At 64.0% G+C, this 13,030-nt stretch carries 16 protein-coding genes and 1 pseudogene; 11 read left to right on the forward strand and 6 right to left on the reverse strand.

The features are described from left to right. Positions 1–154: 154 nt before the first annotated feature. Entirely contained in the window at positions 155–361 is a 207-nt protein-coding gene (locus tag NKI97_RS34830; protein ID WP_352458330.1) for a DUF1737 domain-containing protein, read from the reverse strand. A 28-nt stretch (positions 362–389) separates the two neighbouring features. Further along, entirely contained in the window at positions 390–1,271 is an 882-nt protein-coding gene (locus tag NKI97_RS34835; RefSeq protein ID WP_352458329.1) for an HpcH/HpaI aldolase/citrate lyase family protein, read from the reverse strand. A 278-nt stretch (positions 1,272–1,549) separates the two neighbouring features. Here NKI97_RS34835 and NKI97_RS34840 point away from each other — a divergent pair, with 278 nt between their 5' ends. The 5 genes and pseudogenes from NKI97_RS34840 to NKI97_RS34860 all read left to right on the forward strand — a co-directional run bounded on the left by NKI97_RS34840 (position 1,550) and on the right by NKI97_RS34860 (position 6,469). Next, a complete protein-coding gene (locus tag NKI97_RS34840) occupies positions 1,550–2,002 on the forward strand; it encodes a hypothetical protein (RefSeq protein WP_352838547.1) in 453 nt (150 codons plus the stop codon). Positions 2,003–2,010: 8 nt separating this feature from the next. Continuing rightward, a pseudogene (locus tag NKI97_RS34845) lies at positions 2,011–3,001 on the forward strand (DUF4153 domain-containing protein). A gap of 4 nt (positions 3,002–3,005) precedes the next feature. Then, positions 3,006–3,698, forward strand: coding sequence for a response regulator transcription factor (locus tag NKI97_RS34850; protein ID WP_352450230.1), 693 nt, complete (start codon positions 3,006–3,008; stop codon positions 3,696–3,698). Next, on the forward strand, positions 3,686–5,272 hold the full coding sequence (locus tag NKI97_RS34855; protein WP_352450229.1) for an ATP-binding protein: 1,587 nt from the start codon (positions 3,686–3,688) through the stop codon (positions 5,270–5,272). The genes NKI97_RS34850 and NKI97_RS34855 overlap by 13 nt, the downstream gene beginning before the upstream one ends. Before the next feature lie 30 nt (positions 5,273–5,302). Beyond that, positions 5,303–6,469 carry an NAD(P)/FAD-dependent oxidoreductase gene (locus NKI97_RS34860; protein ID WP_352450228.1) on the forward strand — a complete coding sequence of 389 codons (1,167 nt, stop codon included), beginning with the start codon at positions 5,303–5,305 and terminating at the stop codon, positions 6,467–6,469. Between the two features lie 18 nt (positions 6,470–6,487). Here the strand turns inward: NKI97_RS34860 and NKI97_RS34865 are convergent, their stop codons facing one another. The 4 genes from NKI97_RS34865 to NKI97_RS34880 form a co-directional block, all read right to left on the reverse strand. Next, positions 6,488–6,982, reverse strand: a complete 495-nt coding sequence (locus NKI97_RS34865; protein WP_352838548.1) for an SRPBCC family protein — start codon at positions 6,980–6,982, stop codon at positions 6,488–6,490. 37 nt (positions 6,983–7,019) lie between these two features. Then, complete coding sequence (locus tag NKI97_RS34870; protein ID WP_352838549.1) at positions 7,020–7,466, reverse strand: SRPBCC domain-containing protein; 447 nt, start codon at positions 7,464–7,466, stop codon at positions 7,020–7,022. Beyond that, on the reverse strand, positions 7,466–7,777 hold the full coding sequence (locus NKI97_RS34875; RefSeq protein WP_352450226.1) for an ArsR/SmtB family transcription factor: 312 nt from the start codon (positions 7,775–7,777) through the stop codon (positions 7,466–7,468). Before NKI97_RS34875 ends, NKI97_RS34870 begins: the two co-directional genes overlap by 1 nt. Before the next feature lie 79 nt (positions 7,778–7,856). Beyond that, a complete protein-coding gene (locus NKI97_RS34880) occupies positions 7,857–8,282 on the reverse strand; it encodes a GNAT family N-acetyltransferase (protein WP_352450225.1) in 426 nt (141 codons plus the stop codon). A 167-nt stretch (positions 8,283–8,449) separates the two neighbouring features. On the opposite strand from NKI97_RS34880, the gene leuD reads away from it, so the two are divergent. The 6 genes from leuD (at position 8,450) to NKI97_RS34910 (ending at position 12,504) form a co-directional block, all read left to right on the forward strand. Next, positions 8,450–9,055, forward strand: a complete 606-nt coding sequence (gene leuD / locus NKI97_RS34885) for a 3-isopropylmalate dehydratase small subunit (protein ID WP_352450224.1) — start codon at positions 8,450–8,452, stop codon at positions 9,053–9,055. Between the two features lie 61 nt (positions 9,056–9,116). After that, positions 9,117–10,046: an Ivy family c-type lysozyme inhibitor gene (locus NKI97_RS34890; protein ID WP_352458325.1), complete on the forward strand. Its 930-nt coding sequence runs from the start codon at positions 9,117–9,119 to the stop codon at positions 10,044–10,046. A gap of 110 nt (positions 10,047–10,156) precedes the next feature. Beyond that, the gene (locus NKI97_RS34895) at positions 10,157–10,540 is read left to right on the forward strand and encodes a RidA family protein (RefSeq protein WP_352838550.1); all 384 of its coding nucleotides are present in this window, start codon (positions 10,157–10,159) and stop codon (positions 10,538–10,540) included. 51 nt (positions 10,541–10,591) lie between these two features. After that, positions 10,592–10,942, forward strand: a complete 351-nt coding sequence (locus NKI97_RS34900) for a VOC family protein (RefSeq protein WP_352838552.1) — start codon at positions 10,592–10,594, stop codon at positions 10,940–10,942. 91 nt (positions 10,943–11,033) lie between these two features. Then, a complete protein-coding gene (gene leuB / locus NKI97_RS34905) occupies positions 11,034–12,137 on the forward strand; it encodes a 3-isopropylmalate dehydrogenase (RefSeq protein WP_352707636.1) in 1,104 nt (367 codons plus the stop codon). 4 nt (positions 12,138–12,141) lie between these two features. After that, complete coding sequence (locus tag NKI97_RS34910; RefSeq protein WP_352838551.1) at positions 12,142–12,504, forward strand: GNAT family N-acetyltransferase; 363 nt, start codon at positions 12,142–12,144, stop codon at positions 12,502–12,504. Positions 12,505–13,030: the final 526 nt, after the last annotated feature.

A 13,030-nucleotide genomic window follows, 5' to 3' on the forward strand; every position in this document is an offset into this window, starting at 1 on the left:
GGCCGGACATATGGACGCAAGCGATCGAAAACGACGCAAAACAACCGTTGCAGGCAGGGCGCCGTCCACATATGGATCCTAGGGTACTCCGCGACGTCGCTTCGCGACTGCTACGCCCTAGGATGACGAAGGACGAGCGCTTCAGCGAACCTCCCTACCAGTCGCTGAGCTTGGTGTCGGGGCCGTATTCCTGGCCCTCGATGTCCTTCACCACCGCCTGGCCGCAGCGCATGGTCTTGGCCTCCTTGTCATAGGCATAGGTCGGCGAGCCGAACAGGTGCCAGCCCTTGTTCAGCGCCGCCGTCACCTTGTGGCAGAAGCTGGCATCGTCCGGGCCGGACAGAAAGCGGTAGAGTTTCATTCTTCAATCCTGTCGTCAGTTACGTTAGTCATGCGCGAACAGCGGCGGCCTTCGCCAGCAGTTTTTCGGCCTGCGCCAGATGCAGCCGCTCGACCATCTTGCCGTTCAGCGCAACTACCGCCCTACCGATATTTTCGGCGAGCGCGAAGGCATCCTTGACCGCGCGCGCCTCGGCTATTGCTTCGGGCGACGGTGCAAAGGCGCGGTTCGCGGCTTCGATCTGGGCCGGATGGATCAGCGACTTGCCGTCAAAACCCATGGCGGCCGCTTCCGTGCACTCGCGCGCAAACCCGTCCATATCGCGAAAATCATTGAAGACGCCATCGAGCAGGTCGAGGCCGCCGGCACGCGCGGCGAGCACCATTTGCATCAGCCATGGAACGAGATAGCGCCGATCGGGCGTGGCGAGAATTCCGGTGTCCTTGACCAGGTCGTTCGTTCCGGCAACGAAACAAGCCAGTCGAGAGGCCGGATCGCGGCCCAGCTCGGCAATCGGCCCGATATTGAGCAGCGCCTTGGGCGTCTCGATCATCGCCCACAGCTTGACTTCGTCGGCGATAAAATTGTCGTCGAGCACGTCGCCGGCCTCGAGAATGTCGCGCGGCGTGTCGACCTTGGGCAGCAGGATGGCGTCGGGCGTGCATTTTGCCGCGGCCAGCAGGTCGGCGCCGCCCCATTCGCTCGACAGCGCATTGATGCGCACCACCATCTCGCAGCGCCGGTTGGAACGGCCGGCGAAAATCGCCGCCAGTTTTTCGCGCGCGGAAGACTTGTCGGCCGGGGCGACGGCGTCCTCGAGATCGATGACGACGGTATCGCAGGCCAGCGATTGGATCTTGGCCAGCGCCTTGTCGTTCGAAGCCGGGACGTAAAGCACCGAGCGGCGCGGGCGGTAGCTTTCGCTGGTCATCTCCGATCTATGCCGTCTGCAGCCGGCCGAGGCAAGCCGTGCATAAAAACTGCACGCAATTTCGGAAAATCTCCTCGTCTCCGCCCCGCTTGCCACCCGACCGAATGCGACAAGGGCGGCATGCAAGAGCAAACGAACTCCCGTTGGTCCCTGCCGTACCGGCTTCGCCGCGAAAGCTGGTGGCTCGTCGATCCGCCCCGGACTTCGGTAAACCTCCTCCCTTTCGTCCGGAAATCCCCGCCCACCGGCCGCATCAAAGCCGCCGAGAAAGCCCGATCATGATAGTATTCCTCTCGGCGGCGCCGAGCTATTGCAACCGCTTCGGCGTTGCCGTCCTGCTCGCCGCGCTGGCCGATTTTTTCTTCTATGGCCAACCGGCGGGCATCACGCTTTTCCTGTTCGGCGTTGCGATTGCCGCAGCGAGCATGGCTGTCCATCCTCTCGGTGCCTTCAACGATGGCAGGTTCCGGTTCAAGCCGGTTGCGCTGTTTATGGCGCTGCTGCCGCTTGTGGAAAATGTCAGCGCACTGTCCGTCTCGATCGCGCTGGCGGCGACGGCCATCTTCGCGCTTTCACTGGTCGGACGGTTGCGGCGCGGCCTTGCCCGTATTGCCGGCCAACTCTCGCTGTTCCTGCTTGCAACGCCATTTCGGCTCGTCCTTGATTTCTTCCGCTGGCGCAGGGCGGCGCGGCGGCTTGGCCGGCGGCGCGTGCGCCTTGGTTCTCGCTGATCGACCTGATGGCACTGCTCGAACTCGTCCAGCTGCCACGTCTCGCCTTCTGGCTGTTCGTGCTTGCCTGCGTCTGGGCCTTTCTGCGGCCGCGCCTGCCGCGCTTTCTCCGCCGCCGCAGGGTGTCGCCAGCCAGCGCACCGGCGACGCCGGCCACCAGGACCACCATCGAGGACATCGTCTTCGGCAAGGCCGCTATCCTCCGCGCGCTCGTCGTCTTCAACATCCTGTTCGCGGTGCAGAGCGCACTCGACGCCACCTATCTGTGGGGCGGCATCGCGCTTCCCGACGGGCTGACCTATGCCGCCTACGCGCATCGCGGCGCCTATCCGCTGATCGTCACGGCGCTGCTGGCTGCCGGCTTCGTGCTGGCGGCGCTGCGGCCGGGAAGTGCGACCTCCGGCGATCCGCTCATCCGCCGGCTGGTTTATGCCTGGGTGGCGCAGAACATCCTCCTGGTGATCTCGTCGATCCTGCGGCTCGATCTCTATATCGGTATCTATGCGCTGACCTATTGGCGTGTCGCTGCGTTCGTCTGGATGGGGCTGGTGGCGGCGGGCCTTGTCCTGATCATGGCCCGCATCGCGCGCGAAAAGTCCAACGAATGGCTGCTTTCCGCCAATCTTCTGACGCTATCGGCGACGCTCTATGCCGTTCATCAACTTTGCCGCGCTGATCGCCAACTACAATGTCGACCATTGCTTCGAAATGACCGGCCAAGGCACCCAGCTCGACGTCTGGTACCTGCGCTCGCTCGGGCCCGGCGCCTTGCCGGCGGTCGATCGCTTCGTCCAGCACCAGAGCAGGACGGTTTCCGCGGAGGATGCCTCCATCCGCGAACTCGCCGGCTGGTATGCACAGGACGAAGCACGCTTCCGCGCCGGCCAGGAAAACTGGCGGGGCTGGAGCTTTCGTGACTGGCGGCTCAACCGCGCCCCCGACAGGCGTGGCCCGTTCGTGGTTCCTCCGATGTCCGAACCCTTCATGCCGGGCCGCTGATTTGATGCCGCACCACATACTGGTCGCCGACGACGACCCGCACATTCGCGAAATCATCTGCTTCGCGCTGGAAAAGGCCGGCATGAAAACGCTGGCGGTGCCGGACGGCGCGGCTGCCTTGCAGGCGATAGAGCGCCATGCGCCCGATCTCGTCGTGCTCGACATCGGCATGCCGGAAATGGACGGGCTGGAAGTGTGCCGGCGGCTGCGCCACACATCCGACCTGCCGGTGCTGTTCCTGTCCGCGCGGGATGAAGAGATCGACCGCGTCCTCGGGCTGGAGATGGGCGGCGATGATTATGTCACCAAGCCGTTCAGCCCGCGCGAGCTGGTCGCCCGCGTCAACGTCATTCTGCGCCGCGCGCGGCCCACGCCGGAACCAGCCGACGACCGGCAATTCTCGCATGGCAGACTGTTGCTGGTTCCGGCAAGCCATACAGCCAGCTTCGACGGCAAGCCGCTGGCGCTGACGTCGATCGAATTCGCGATCCTGAAAGGCTTTTTGGCGCGGCCGGCGTATGTGCTTGGCCGCGACATGGTGATGGCCAACGCCTATGCGGCCAATATCCATGTCGCAGACCGCACCGTCGACAGCCATATCCGCAATATCCGCGCCAAGCTAGCGGCCGTCGGCTGCGTCGATGCGATCGAGACCGTGCACGGCGTCGGTTTTCGGCTGGGCGGATGCGGCGCGTGAGCGCCCAAGGACTGATTGGCAGCAAATGGCGGCCTCGCCTCGCCACGGTCGTCATCGCCATCCTGATCATGGTGATGGCGCTGCCGCTGGCCGGCCTGTTTTTCTTCCGGCTCTACGAGAACCAGCTGATCCGGCAGACCGAGGCCGAGCTGATCGCCCAAGGCGCCGCCCTTGGCGCGATCTATGCGCAAGAGGTTCGCGAGGCCGGCATTGCCCCGGAAAAGCTAGGCGCACCCGTGCCTTCACCCAACACCAGCGATCGGGCCTCTCCCTACCAGCCGATCGAACCGGGCCTCGATCTTGCGTCCGACGGGATCCTGCCGACCCGGCCCGCGGCCACCGCGGCCAGCGCCGATCCCGCCTTCGCTTCAATCGGCGCACGCCTGTCGGGCATTCTTGCCGAGACGCAGAAGACCACGCTCGCCGGCTTCCGGCTGCTCGATCCCAGAGGCGTGGTCATCGCCGGCCGTGAGGAGGCCGGCCTGTCGCTCGCGGCTGTCGAAGAGGTTCGCGCAGCGCTTGCCGGCCGCTACGCCAGCGCGCTCAGGCTGCGGGTTCCCGACCAGCCGTCGCCGCCGCTCTATTCGGTCAGCCGCGGCACCAAGGTTCGCGTCTTTGTCGCCATGCCGGTTGCGGTCTCCGGCAAGGTCGCCGGCGTCGTCTATCTGTCGCGGACGCCGAACAACATCGTCAAGCATCTCTATGGCGAGCGCGGCAAGGTGGCGCTGGCGGCAATCGCCATCCTCGGCGGCGCGCTGCTGATCGGGCTGGTCTTCCTGCGCGCCGTCAGCCGTCCGATCTATGCGCTGATGGAACGCACGAAACGCATCGCCGCCGGCGACCGCGCGGCGATCAGGCCGCTCGATCACCACGGCACGCGCGAAATGGGTGAACTCTCTGCTGCTTTCCTCGACATGGCCGAAAAGCTGCACGCACGCTCCGACGGCATCCAGACCTTTGCCACCCACGTCTCGCACGAGCTCAAATCGCCGCTGACGGCGATCCAGGGGGCCGCCGAACTGCTGCGCGATTCAGGCAGCGCGATGGACGAGGCCGAGCGGCGGCGGTTTTCGGACAATATCGTCACCGATGCCGGCCGGCTCAATCTGCTGGTGCGCCGCCTGCTCGACCTGGCGCGCGCCGAAAATCTCGAGCCCAGCGGCGAAAGCACGTCGCTCACTGCTGCGCTGGCGCTGCTGCCGGCCGACGACAGGCTGGCGGTGCGCGTCGAGGCGGGCACCGAGATCGGGCTGCGCATATCGGCCGAAAACGCGGCGATCGTGCTGGCCAATCTCATCGACAATTCGGCGCGGCACGGCACGACGCTGGTATCGGTCACAGCCGCAAAAGCAGACGGCAAGGCCACCATCGTGGTCGCTGACGACGGCGCCGGCATCTCGCCCAGCAACCGAGGCCGCATCTTCGAGCCGTTCTTCACCACGCGCCGCGATTCCGGCGGCACCGGCATGGGCCTCGGCATCGTGCTGGCCCTCCTGAAAGCGCATGATGGCACGATCCGGCTGGTTGACTCGGCGAGCGGCACGCGCTTCGAGATCATCCTGCCGGCGGCGTGACTCGGCGGTTCAGATCGGAAGGGCCAAAAGGTGCATTACGACATCGTCATCATCGGCGGAGCCATCGTCGGCTCCTCGGTCGCCTATTATCTGCGCGAGGAAGGGTTTTCGGGCTCGATCGCGCTTGTCGAGCGCGACCCGCAATTTTCCCGCGCCGCGACCACGCTGTCCTGCGCCTCCATCCGCCAGCAGTTCTCGATCCCGGAAAACATCCGGCTGTCGCAATTCACGCTGAAACTGTTCCGGCGGCTCAGGGAAGAGTTTGGCGCGGACGCCGATATCGGCTTTCGCGAAGGCGGCTACCTCATCCTTGCCGGCGAGAACGGGCTGCCGATCCTGCGGGCCAACCACGAGGCGCAGATGGCCGAGGGCGCCGACATCGTGCTCGAGGATGCCGAGGCGCTCGTCCGCCGCTTTCCGTGGCTGTCGGTCGAGGGCATTTCCGCCGGCGCCTATGGCCGCAGCGGCGAAGGCTGGTTCGACGCGCATGCGATGCTGATGCTGTTCCGCAAGGCACTGCGAAGCAAGAACATCGATTTCATCACAGCGTCGGTGACCGGTATCGAACGGCAGGGGAAGCGCGTCGCCGGTGTGACCCTCGACAATGGCGAGCGGCTCGAGGCCGGCACCGTCGTTAACGCCGCCGGGCCGAATGCCGGCAAGGTGGCAGCAATGGCCGGGCTGGCGCTGCCGGTGGAGCCGCGCAAGCGCAATGTCTTCGTCTTCGAGGCGCGCGAAAAATATGACGACATGCCGCTGCTGGTCGACCCGAGCGGCATCTATGTCCGGCCGGAGGGCTCGGTCTACATCACCGGCGGCGCCGAGCCGGAAGAGGGCGAAGGACCGGCCGACCCCGCCGACTTCGACCCCGACTGGCCGCTGTTCGAAGAGGTGATCTGGCCGGTGCTGGCGACCCGCATTCCGGCCTTCGAGGCGATCAAGCCGACGCGCGCCTGGGTCGGCCATTACGACTACAATACGCTCGACCAGAACGCGGTGATCGGCCCGCACCCGGAGGTCGGCAATTTCCTCTTCGCCAACGGTTTTTCCGGCCACGGCTTGCAGCAGGCTCCGGCGGTCGGCAAGGCGCTGGCCGAACTGATCGTGCATGGCGGCTATCGCACGGTGGATTGCTCGGCGTTCGGGTACAGCCGGATCGCCGACGGGCGGCCGTTTCGGGAATTGAATGTAATTTAACGCTGGCGCGAAGGGATGCTACCGTTGCTTGGTGGATTGAGCCGCCACCAAGCCGCCCGTACCAAGATACGCCTGAAGCCAGCCCAGCACCCGGGCCCAGCCTTCGGCATGCTTCGTCGCGGCAGCAGCGAGGCCGGCGAAGCCGCCATGGCAGATGGTGACGCGTGTGCCGCCGGCGATCGGCTCCAGCAGCCAGGCGACTTTGGTTTCGCGGCGGCCAAGCGTCGGATGGTCCCAGTCGTATCTCCGCGTCTGCACGATCCGGCGCGGCTCTTCGATCTCCAGGAATTCGCCGCTGGCGGGCAGGTGTCTGCCGGCCGCCGTCTCGACGGTGACGCTCCAGCGGCCGCCGACGCGGAGGTCGGCCGTCCATCCGGTCATCCGGGAGGTCTTGGCGGACCCCCACCAGCGCTCGACCTCGCGTGTAACGAGCGCGTCAAAGATCCGCTCGGGCGGCGCGCGAACATCGGCGGTCTCGCCATTGGTCATGCTGTGCACCGCGGAACCGTGCATCACCTGTCCTCCAGAACGTTTCGCTATCGAAACGACCTCAAACCTTCGACGCCGGGCGCGACAGGCCTTTGCCGGTTTCGAGCAGGCTCTTCAGGCTGGACAGGATGAGCGGCCAGCCGTTCGCCACATGGCCAAGCAGCTTGTGCGGTCCATCGGCTTCGTGTGTGATGGCGAGCTTCATCATCTCGCCCTCCTGCTCGAGGGCGAAGGTGCAGCGTGTGTAGCCGTCCGCCTTGACTTCGGGCATGAACTCGTTGCGCCATTTGAGCACGATGCGCTTGGGTGGATCGATCTCGAGGACCTCGCCGCTGTCGGTGACGCGGCCGTCGGTGTAAACCATCTTCCACACCGAACCTTGTTTCCAGTCGCTTAGCATCTGGGCGCCGAGGAAATATTGCCGCTGGAACTCCGGCTCGGTCAGTGCTTGCCAGAGTTTTTCGGGCGAGGTGCGGATGTAGGTGACATAAACGAAAATGTTGCTCATCAGTCTTCCCTTTCGAGGCGTTTCTTCAAATCGCCGAGGGCGCCCAGTCGCCCCCGCTCGAATTTGCCGATCCAGCGTTCGGCGATCTCGTTGATGGGAACCGGATTCAGATAATGTTGCTTCTCGCGTCCCTTGCGGATGGTGGCGACGAGGTTTGCTTCTTCCAGGATCGCCAGATGCTTGGTCACCGCCTGGCGCGTCATGTCCATCTCACCGCACAGCGCGTTCAGCGTCTGCCCGTTCCTGGCATGAAGGCTGTCCAGCAATCGCCGGCGTGTCGGGTCGGCCAAGGCGCGAAAGACAGCATCCATGCTCATGACTCTAATATGCAACCATTTGGTTGCATGTCAAGAGGCAGAATGCGCGGGTTGAGGTCGCTGGGAGTGGATTTCAGCGCTTGCGGCCGAACCAGAATGCGTTGGGCATGCGCTCCATGCCGATACGCTCATAGAAGCCGACGGCGTCGGGTATGGAGATCAGGCTGATGGCAACGGAAGGTCCGAGTTGCCGGCGTGCCTCATCCATCAGGCCCTTGCCGATACCCAGCCCTTGCGCCGATGCAGAAACAGCGAGCTCGGAGATATAGCAGACCCAGGAAAAGTCGGTGATGCCGCGAGCGACACCAACCAGCGGCTTGCCCGGTGCATCGATGCGCGCGGTGAGCACCAGGTCGGCACTCGTGAGCATCGCCTTCAAACGGGCATGATCATCGACGGGCCGTGTCTCGCCGAGGCCGGATTCCACCAGAACGCGGCGGAACTCGGCGATGCCGAGGCCCGGTTCGCTGGCGTAAAGGATCGTGGATCGCGTTGTCATGTCGACAAAAGTGCACCATGGGCAGGTGGTTTTGAAGCTGTTTTGTACCGATTTTGTGTTTCGATCGACGACGGAAGTCCAAAAACAGCCGTCTTTTATTTGCCCGCGGCATTGTGTAAACCGGGCGCCAGCAATTCCCCGCAACGAGAAGAAGACGGGCAAGAACCATGGAAAAATTCACCAAGCTCACCGGTGTCGCCGCGCCGATGCCGATCGTCAATGTCGACACTGACATGATCATCCCCAAGGATTATCTCAAGACGATCAAGCGCACCGGGCTCGGCACCGGCCTGTTCGCCGAAATGCGTTACAAGGACGACGGCTCGGAAAACCCGGACTTCGTGCTCAACAAGCCGGCCTACCGCAAGGCGCAGATCCTGGTCGCCGGCGACAATTTCGGCTGCGGTTCGAGCCGGGAACATGCGCCGTGGGCGCTGCTCGATTTCGGCATCCGCTGCGTCATCTCGACCTCGTTCGCCGACATTTTCTACAACAACTGCTTCAAGAACGGCATCTTGCCGATCACCGTCAGCGCGGAAGACCTGGAGAAGCTGATGGACGATGCCTCGCGCGGTTCCAACGCGACGCTGTCGGTCGATCTCGAAGCCAAGGAAATTCGCGGGCCGGACGGGGGCGTGGTCAAGTTCGACCTCGACGAATTCAAGCGCCACTGCCTGCTCAACGGGCTCGACGATATCGGTCTGACCATGGAGAAGGCCGGCGCCATCGCTTCGTTCGAGAAGAAGAACGCTGCTGAGCGCCCCTGGGCCTGAGCGGTACGATGACCTGGCCGCGACAGGCCGGGTTCGTGGCGGCTGAACGGAGGGAACAGTCATGACACGTTCGCTTCTTGCCGGGGCCTGCGCGCTGGCGTGGATTCTGATGCCGGTGGCAGGCGCGCATGCACAGACCGACGTGGTGCTCGTGCCGGCTGACGATGCGTCCGGCGGGGCCGCCGACCAGGGCGCGTTGAGCAATGCGGCCCTAGCCGACAATGACAAACAGGCGCCGATGCCGTTCGAGGGCGGCCAACTGACTATCACCCAGGAGGAAGAGTACGGGGAACGGGTGCTCGCCTTCGACGGCAAGGAACTGGCGCGCAATTACGACGTCTTCTTCGACAAGATCGTCGAGGTCGGCGGCGTCAAGGTGGCGCTGGTCGATGTCGGCGACGGCGGCAATCAATGCGGCCCGGCCAAGGTGATCGTGTGGAAGCCGGAAGGCGGCACGATCCAGACGACCACGGTCGAGCAGGATGAATGCGGCGCGCCGCCGGCCGCGATCTCCGACAGCGCCATCTATTTCGTGCCCTATCTGCTGCCGGGTGATTCCAAGCCGGCGCTGCAATGGTCGCCGACGGACGGACTGACGACGTCCGGTAATCTGACCTACATGCCGGAGCCGGGCACCGACTGGAAAGACATCGATCCGTCGAAATACGACAACATCATTGATGCCTTCCACAACGAGGCCGTCTACAGGCTAGCCGAGACGCTGCTCGGCAAGGACATGCCCGACATCGCGACCAGCCTGCTGGTCGGCGGCGGTACTGAGGAGACCGCTTCGGGCGCCTTTTTTGCCAGCGGCTGCGTGCCGCATGATTGCGGCGGCAATGACGGCTTCATGGCCGTTGACCCGGTCAACCAGAAGCTCTATTTCGCCCGCCGCGGCGACAAGCCCGAGCCGGACGCGTGGCCAGCGGTGAGTACATGGCCGGCCGACGTCAAGGAAGCGCTGGACAAGGCGCTGGGGTCGGCGAATTAGATCGTTCTGCCGCGATCCTTCGCGCGCCCCGGACATCTCCCCACTTGGGGGGAGATCGGCCGTCACCGCCGCTTTCGCCAAACCGCCTACGCTGCAAAAAAGGAGGACCTATGCGAAAACTGATCTCCACCGGTTCGCCCTTCGAGAACACCGCCGGCTATTCGCGCGCCGTGGTGCAGGGCGACTGGTGTTTCGTGTCCGGAACGACCGGCTACGATTATGCGACCATGTCGATGCCGGAGACCGTAGAGGCACAAACGCGCAATTGCCTGGCGACGATCGCCAAGGCGCTCGGGGACGGCGGCTTCGAGATGGCCGATGTGGTGCGGGCACATTACTATATCACCGATGCGGCTTTCGTGGATGTGGTGTTCCCGATCCTCGGCGAGGCCTTTGGCGAGGTCAGGCCGGCGGCAACGATGATCGTGTGTCAGCTCAACAAGCCGGAGATGAAGATCGAGATCGAGGTGACGGCGCTGCGGCGCACAGCCTGATGCCTGTCACGGTTGCGACAACGACACGGTCAGCACGAGGATCGGCCCATGGTGAAGGTCAGGCGCATCGTTGCAAACATAGACACGCAGGATATCGCGGCGGCAAAACCTTTCTATCAGGATGTGCTCGGCCTCGATCTCAAGATGGATATGGGCTGGATCGCTACCTACGGCTCGCAAGAGACGATGTCCGTGCAGGTCAGTTTCATGGCCGAAGGGGGATCAGGAACGCCGGTGCCGGACATCTCTATCGAAGTCGACGACGTCGATGACGCGCTTGAAAGCATGAGAAAGGCCGGCTTTGCCATCGAATACGGTCCGGCGGACGAACCCTGGGGCGTGCGGCGCTTCTTCGTACGCGACCCGTTCGGCAGGCTGGTCAATATCCTTTCGCACCGGTAGCGACACCGGGCGGCAAAGCGCGGGCTTGCGCAGAACCCGCTTGGCCTTTAGCAAGGCCGCGTTCATGCGCTAAACGATTGGGACGGTTCTCATGGCTTCGAAAAATCTTCTCCTGCTTGCCGGCGACGGTATCGGCCCCGAGGCGATGGCCGAGGTGAAGAAATTGATCGCCGCCATGAACGACAGCCTCGACAGCGATTTCGCCACCGATGAGGGCCTGGTCGGCGGTTGCGCCTATGATGAGCATGGCGCGGCGATTTCCGATGCCGACATGGCCAAGGCGATGGCGGCGGACGCGGTGCTGTTCGGTGCCGTCGGCGGGCCGAAATGGGATGCGGTGCCCTATGAGGTGCGGCCCGAGGCCGGTCTCTTGCGCCTGCGCAAGGACATGGAGCTGTTCGCCAATCTTCGACCCGCCATTTGCTATCCGGCGCTGGCGGCGTCCTCCTCGCTCAAGCAGGAGGTGGTCGAGGGTCTCGATATCCTCATCGTGCGCGAGCTCACCGGCGGCGTCTATTTCGGCGAGCCGAAGCAGATCATCGATCTCGGCAACGGCCAGAAGCGCGGCATCGACACCCAGGTTTACGACACGTTCGAGATCGAGCGCATTTCGGGCGTTGCCTTCGAGTTGGCACGCACGCGCAAAAACCACGTCACCTCGATGGAAAAGCGCAATGTGATGAAATCAGGCGTGCTGTGGAACGAGGTCGTCACCCAGACGCACAAGGCGCGCTATGCCGACGTCAAGCTCGATCACATGTTGGCCGATGCCGGGGGCATGCAGCTGGTGCGCTGGCCGAAGCAGTTCGACGTCATCGTCACCGACAATCTGTTCGGCGACATGCTGTCCGACATCGCCGCCATGCTGACCGGCTCGATCGGCATGCTGCCGTCGGCCTCGCTAGGCGCACCTGATGTCAAGACCAAGAAGCGCAAGGCGCTCTACGAGCCGGTGCACGGCTCGGCGCCCGACATCGCCGGCAAGGGTATCGCCAATCCGATCGCCATGATCGCCTCCTTCGCCATGTGCATGCGCTATTCCTTCGGCATGGTTGATGAGGCCGACAGGCTGGAAGGCGCGATCGCCGCCGTGCTCGATCAGGGCTTGCGTACCAGGGATATTCATTCGCCGGGGATGACCGAGGTCGGCACCGCTGAGATGGGCGATGCGATCATCGCCAAGTTCCTGGGCTGATCCCGTGTCGGTCGACGTCCGCTGGGCGACGACCGGGGATGCGGCGGCACTCGCCGCCATGCTTTGCGAAATGGCGGTGCATTACCGGCAGCCGCCACTCGACGCCAGCCAAGCTTTGTCGGCGGCACAGAAATGGCTTGGCGACGAAAGCCCATCCTATCCGCATTTTGCGCTCGCCTTCGTCGATGGTGGAGTTTGCGGGCTGGCCTCGGTTGCGATCGCGCATCCCGGCATCGATCTCGAGCGGCTGCTGTTCCTCAAGGACCTGTTCGTGCGCGATACCGCCCGCGATGGCGGTGTCGGTCGAGCGCTGATGGCATTCCTCGCCGGCAATTGCATGCGCGAAGCATCGGCCGTATCGATCTGACCACGGAGGACTGCAACGAAGGCGCGCTGCGCTTCTATGCCCAATTTGGTGCCGAGCGTCACGAGCAGAAGGTCTTTCTCAGGTTATCCGGCGAGGCGCTGCTGGCGATCGCGGCTGGTTCCTCGACGCGATCTTGAAAGCCCTAAATTGGAGATTGGCCGAAACATCTCCCCCTTCGTCATCCTGGGGCGAAGCAAGGAGCGAAGCGACGCGGCGCAGACCCCAGGATCCATGCCGTTACCCGGCGGCAGTGCTCGGCCGACCAGAACCGAGTGCTTCTTCGTGGTGGATATGAGCGCCATTCTGAACCGCTGCCTTCCTCGGCTTATGTCGCGGCATGGATCCCAGGGTCTGCGCTCCGCTTCGCGTCGCTCCGCCCTAGGATGACGAAGGCGTGGCGGCCGGCGACCCAATCGTGGAGGTACTAAACCCTGACACCTACTGGAGTTGTGTGCGTCAAGTTCTGCAAAATGGCGTGGCATTGCGGTGACGTCGGCGTGTCCGCCGCGCAGCCCCCGTGTTTAGC

The organism is Mesorhizobium sp. M0296 (assembly GCF_040321675.1).
GTDB lineage: Bacteria > Pseudomonadota > Alphaproteobacteria > Rhizobiales > Rhizobiaceae > Mesorhizobium.

Excerpts from the sequence above, each read along its gene's own strand:
- NKI97_RS34880 (WP_352450225.1), bottom strand. The coding sequence starts at position 8,282 with ATGACAACGCGATCCACGATCCTTTACGCCAGCGAACCGGGCCTCGGC.
- leuD (WP_352450224.1), top strand. The coding sequence starts at position 8,450 with ATGGAAAAATTCACCAAGCTCACCGGTGTCGCCGCGCCGATGCCGATC.
- NKI97_RS34835 (WP_352458329.1), bottom strand. The coding sequence starts at position 1,271 with ATGACCAGCGAAAGCTACCGCCCGCGCCGCTCGGTGCTTTACGTCCCG.
- NKI97_RS34895 (WP_352838550.1), top strand. The coding sequence starts at position 10,157 with ATGCGAAAACTGATCTCCACCGGTTCGCCCTTCGAGAACACCGCCGGC.
- NKI97_RS34870 (WP_352838549.1), bottom strand. The coding sequence starts at position 7,466 with ATGAGCAACATTTTCGTTTATGTCACCTACATCCGCACCTCGCCCGAA.
- NKI97_RS34840 (WP_352838547.1), top strand. The coding sequence starts at position 1,550 with ATGATAGTATTCCTCTCGGCGGCGCCGAGCTATTGCAACCGCTTCGGC.
- NKI97_RS34865 (WP_352838548.1), bottom strand. The coding sequence starts at position 6,982 with ATGCACGGTTCCGCGGTGCACAGCATGACCAATGGCGAGACCGCCGAT.
- NKI97_RS34890 (WP_352458325.1), top strand. The coding sequence starts at position 9,117 with ATGACACGTTCGCTTCTTGCCGGGGCCTGCGCGCTGGCGTGGATTCTG.
- leuB (WP_352707636.1), top strand. The coding sequence starts at position 11,034 with ATGGCTTCGAAAAATCTTCTCCTGCTTGCCGGCGACGGTATCGGCCCC.
- NKI97_RS34850 (WP_352450230.1), top strand. The coding sequence starts at position 3,006 with ATGCCGCACCACATACTGGTCGCCGACGACGACCCGCACATTCGCGAA.
- NKI97_RS34855 (WP_352450229.1), top strand. The coding sequence starts at position 3,686 with ATGCGGCGCGTGAGCGCCCAAGGACTGATTGGCAGCAAATGGCGGCCT.
- NKI97_RS34830 (WP_352458330.1), bottom strand. The coding sequence starts at position 361 with ATGAAACTCTACCGCTTTCTGTCCGGCCCGGACGATGCCAGCTTCTGC.
- NKI97_RS34875 (WP_352450226.1), bottom strand. The coding sequence starts at position 7,777 with ATGGATGCTGTCTTTCGCGCCTTGGCCGACCCGACACGCCGGCGATTG.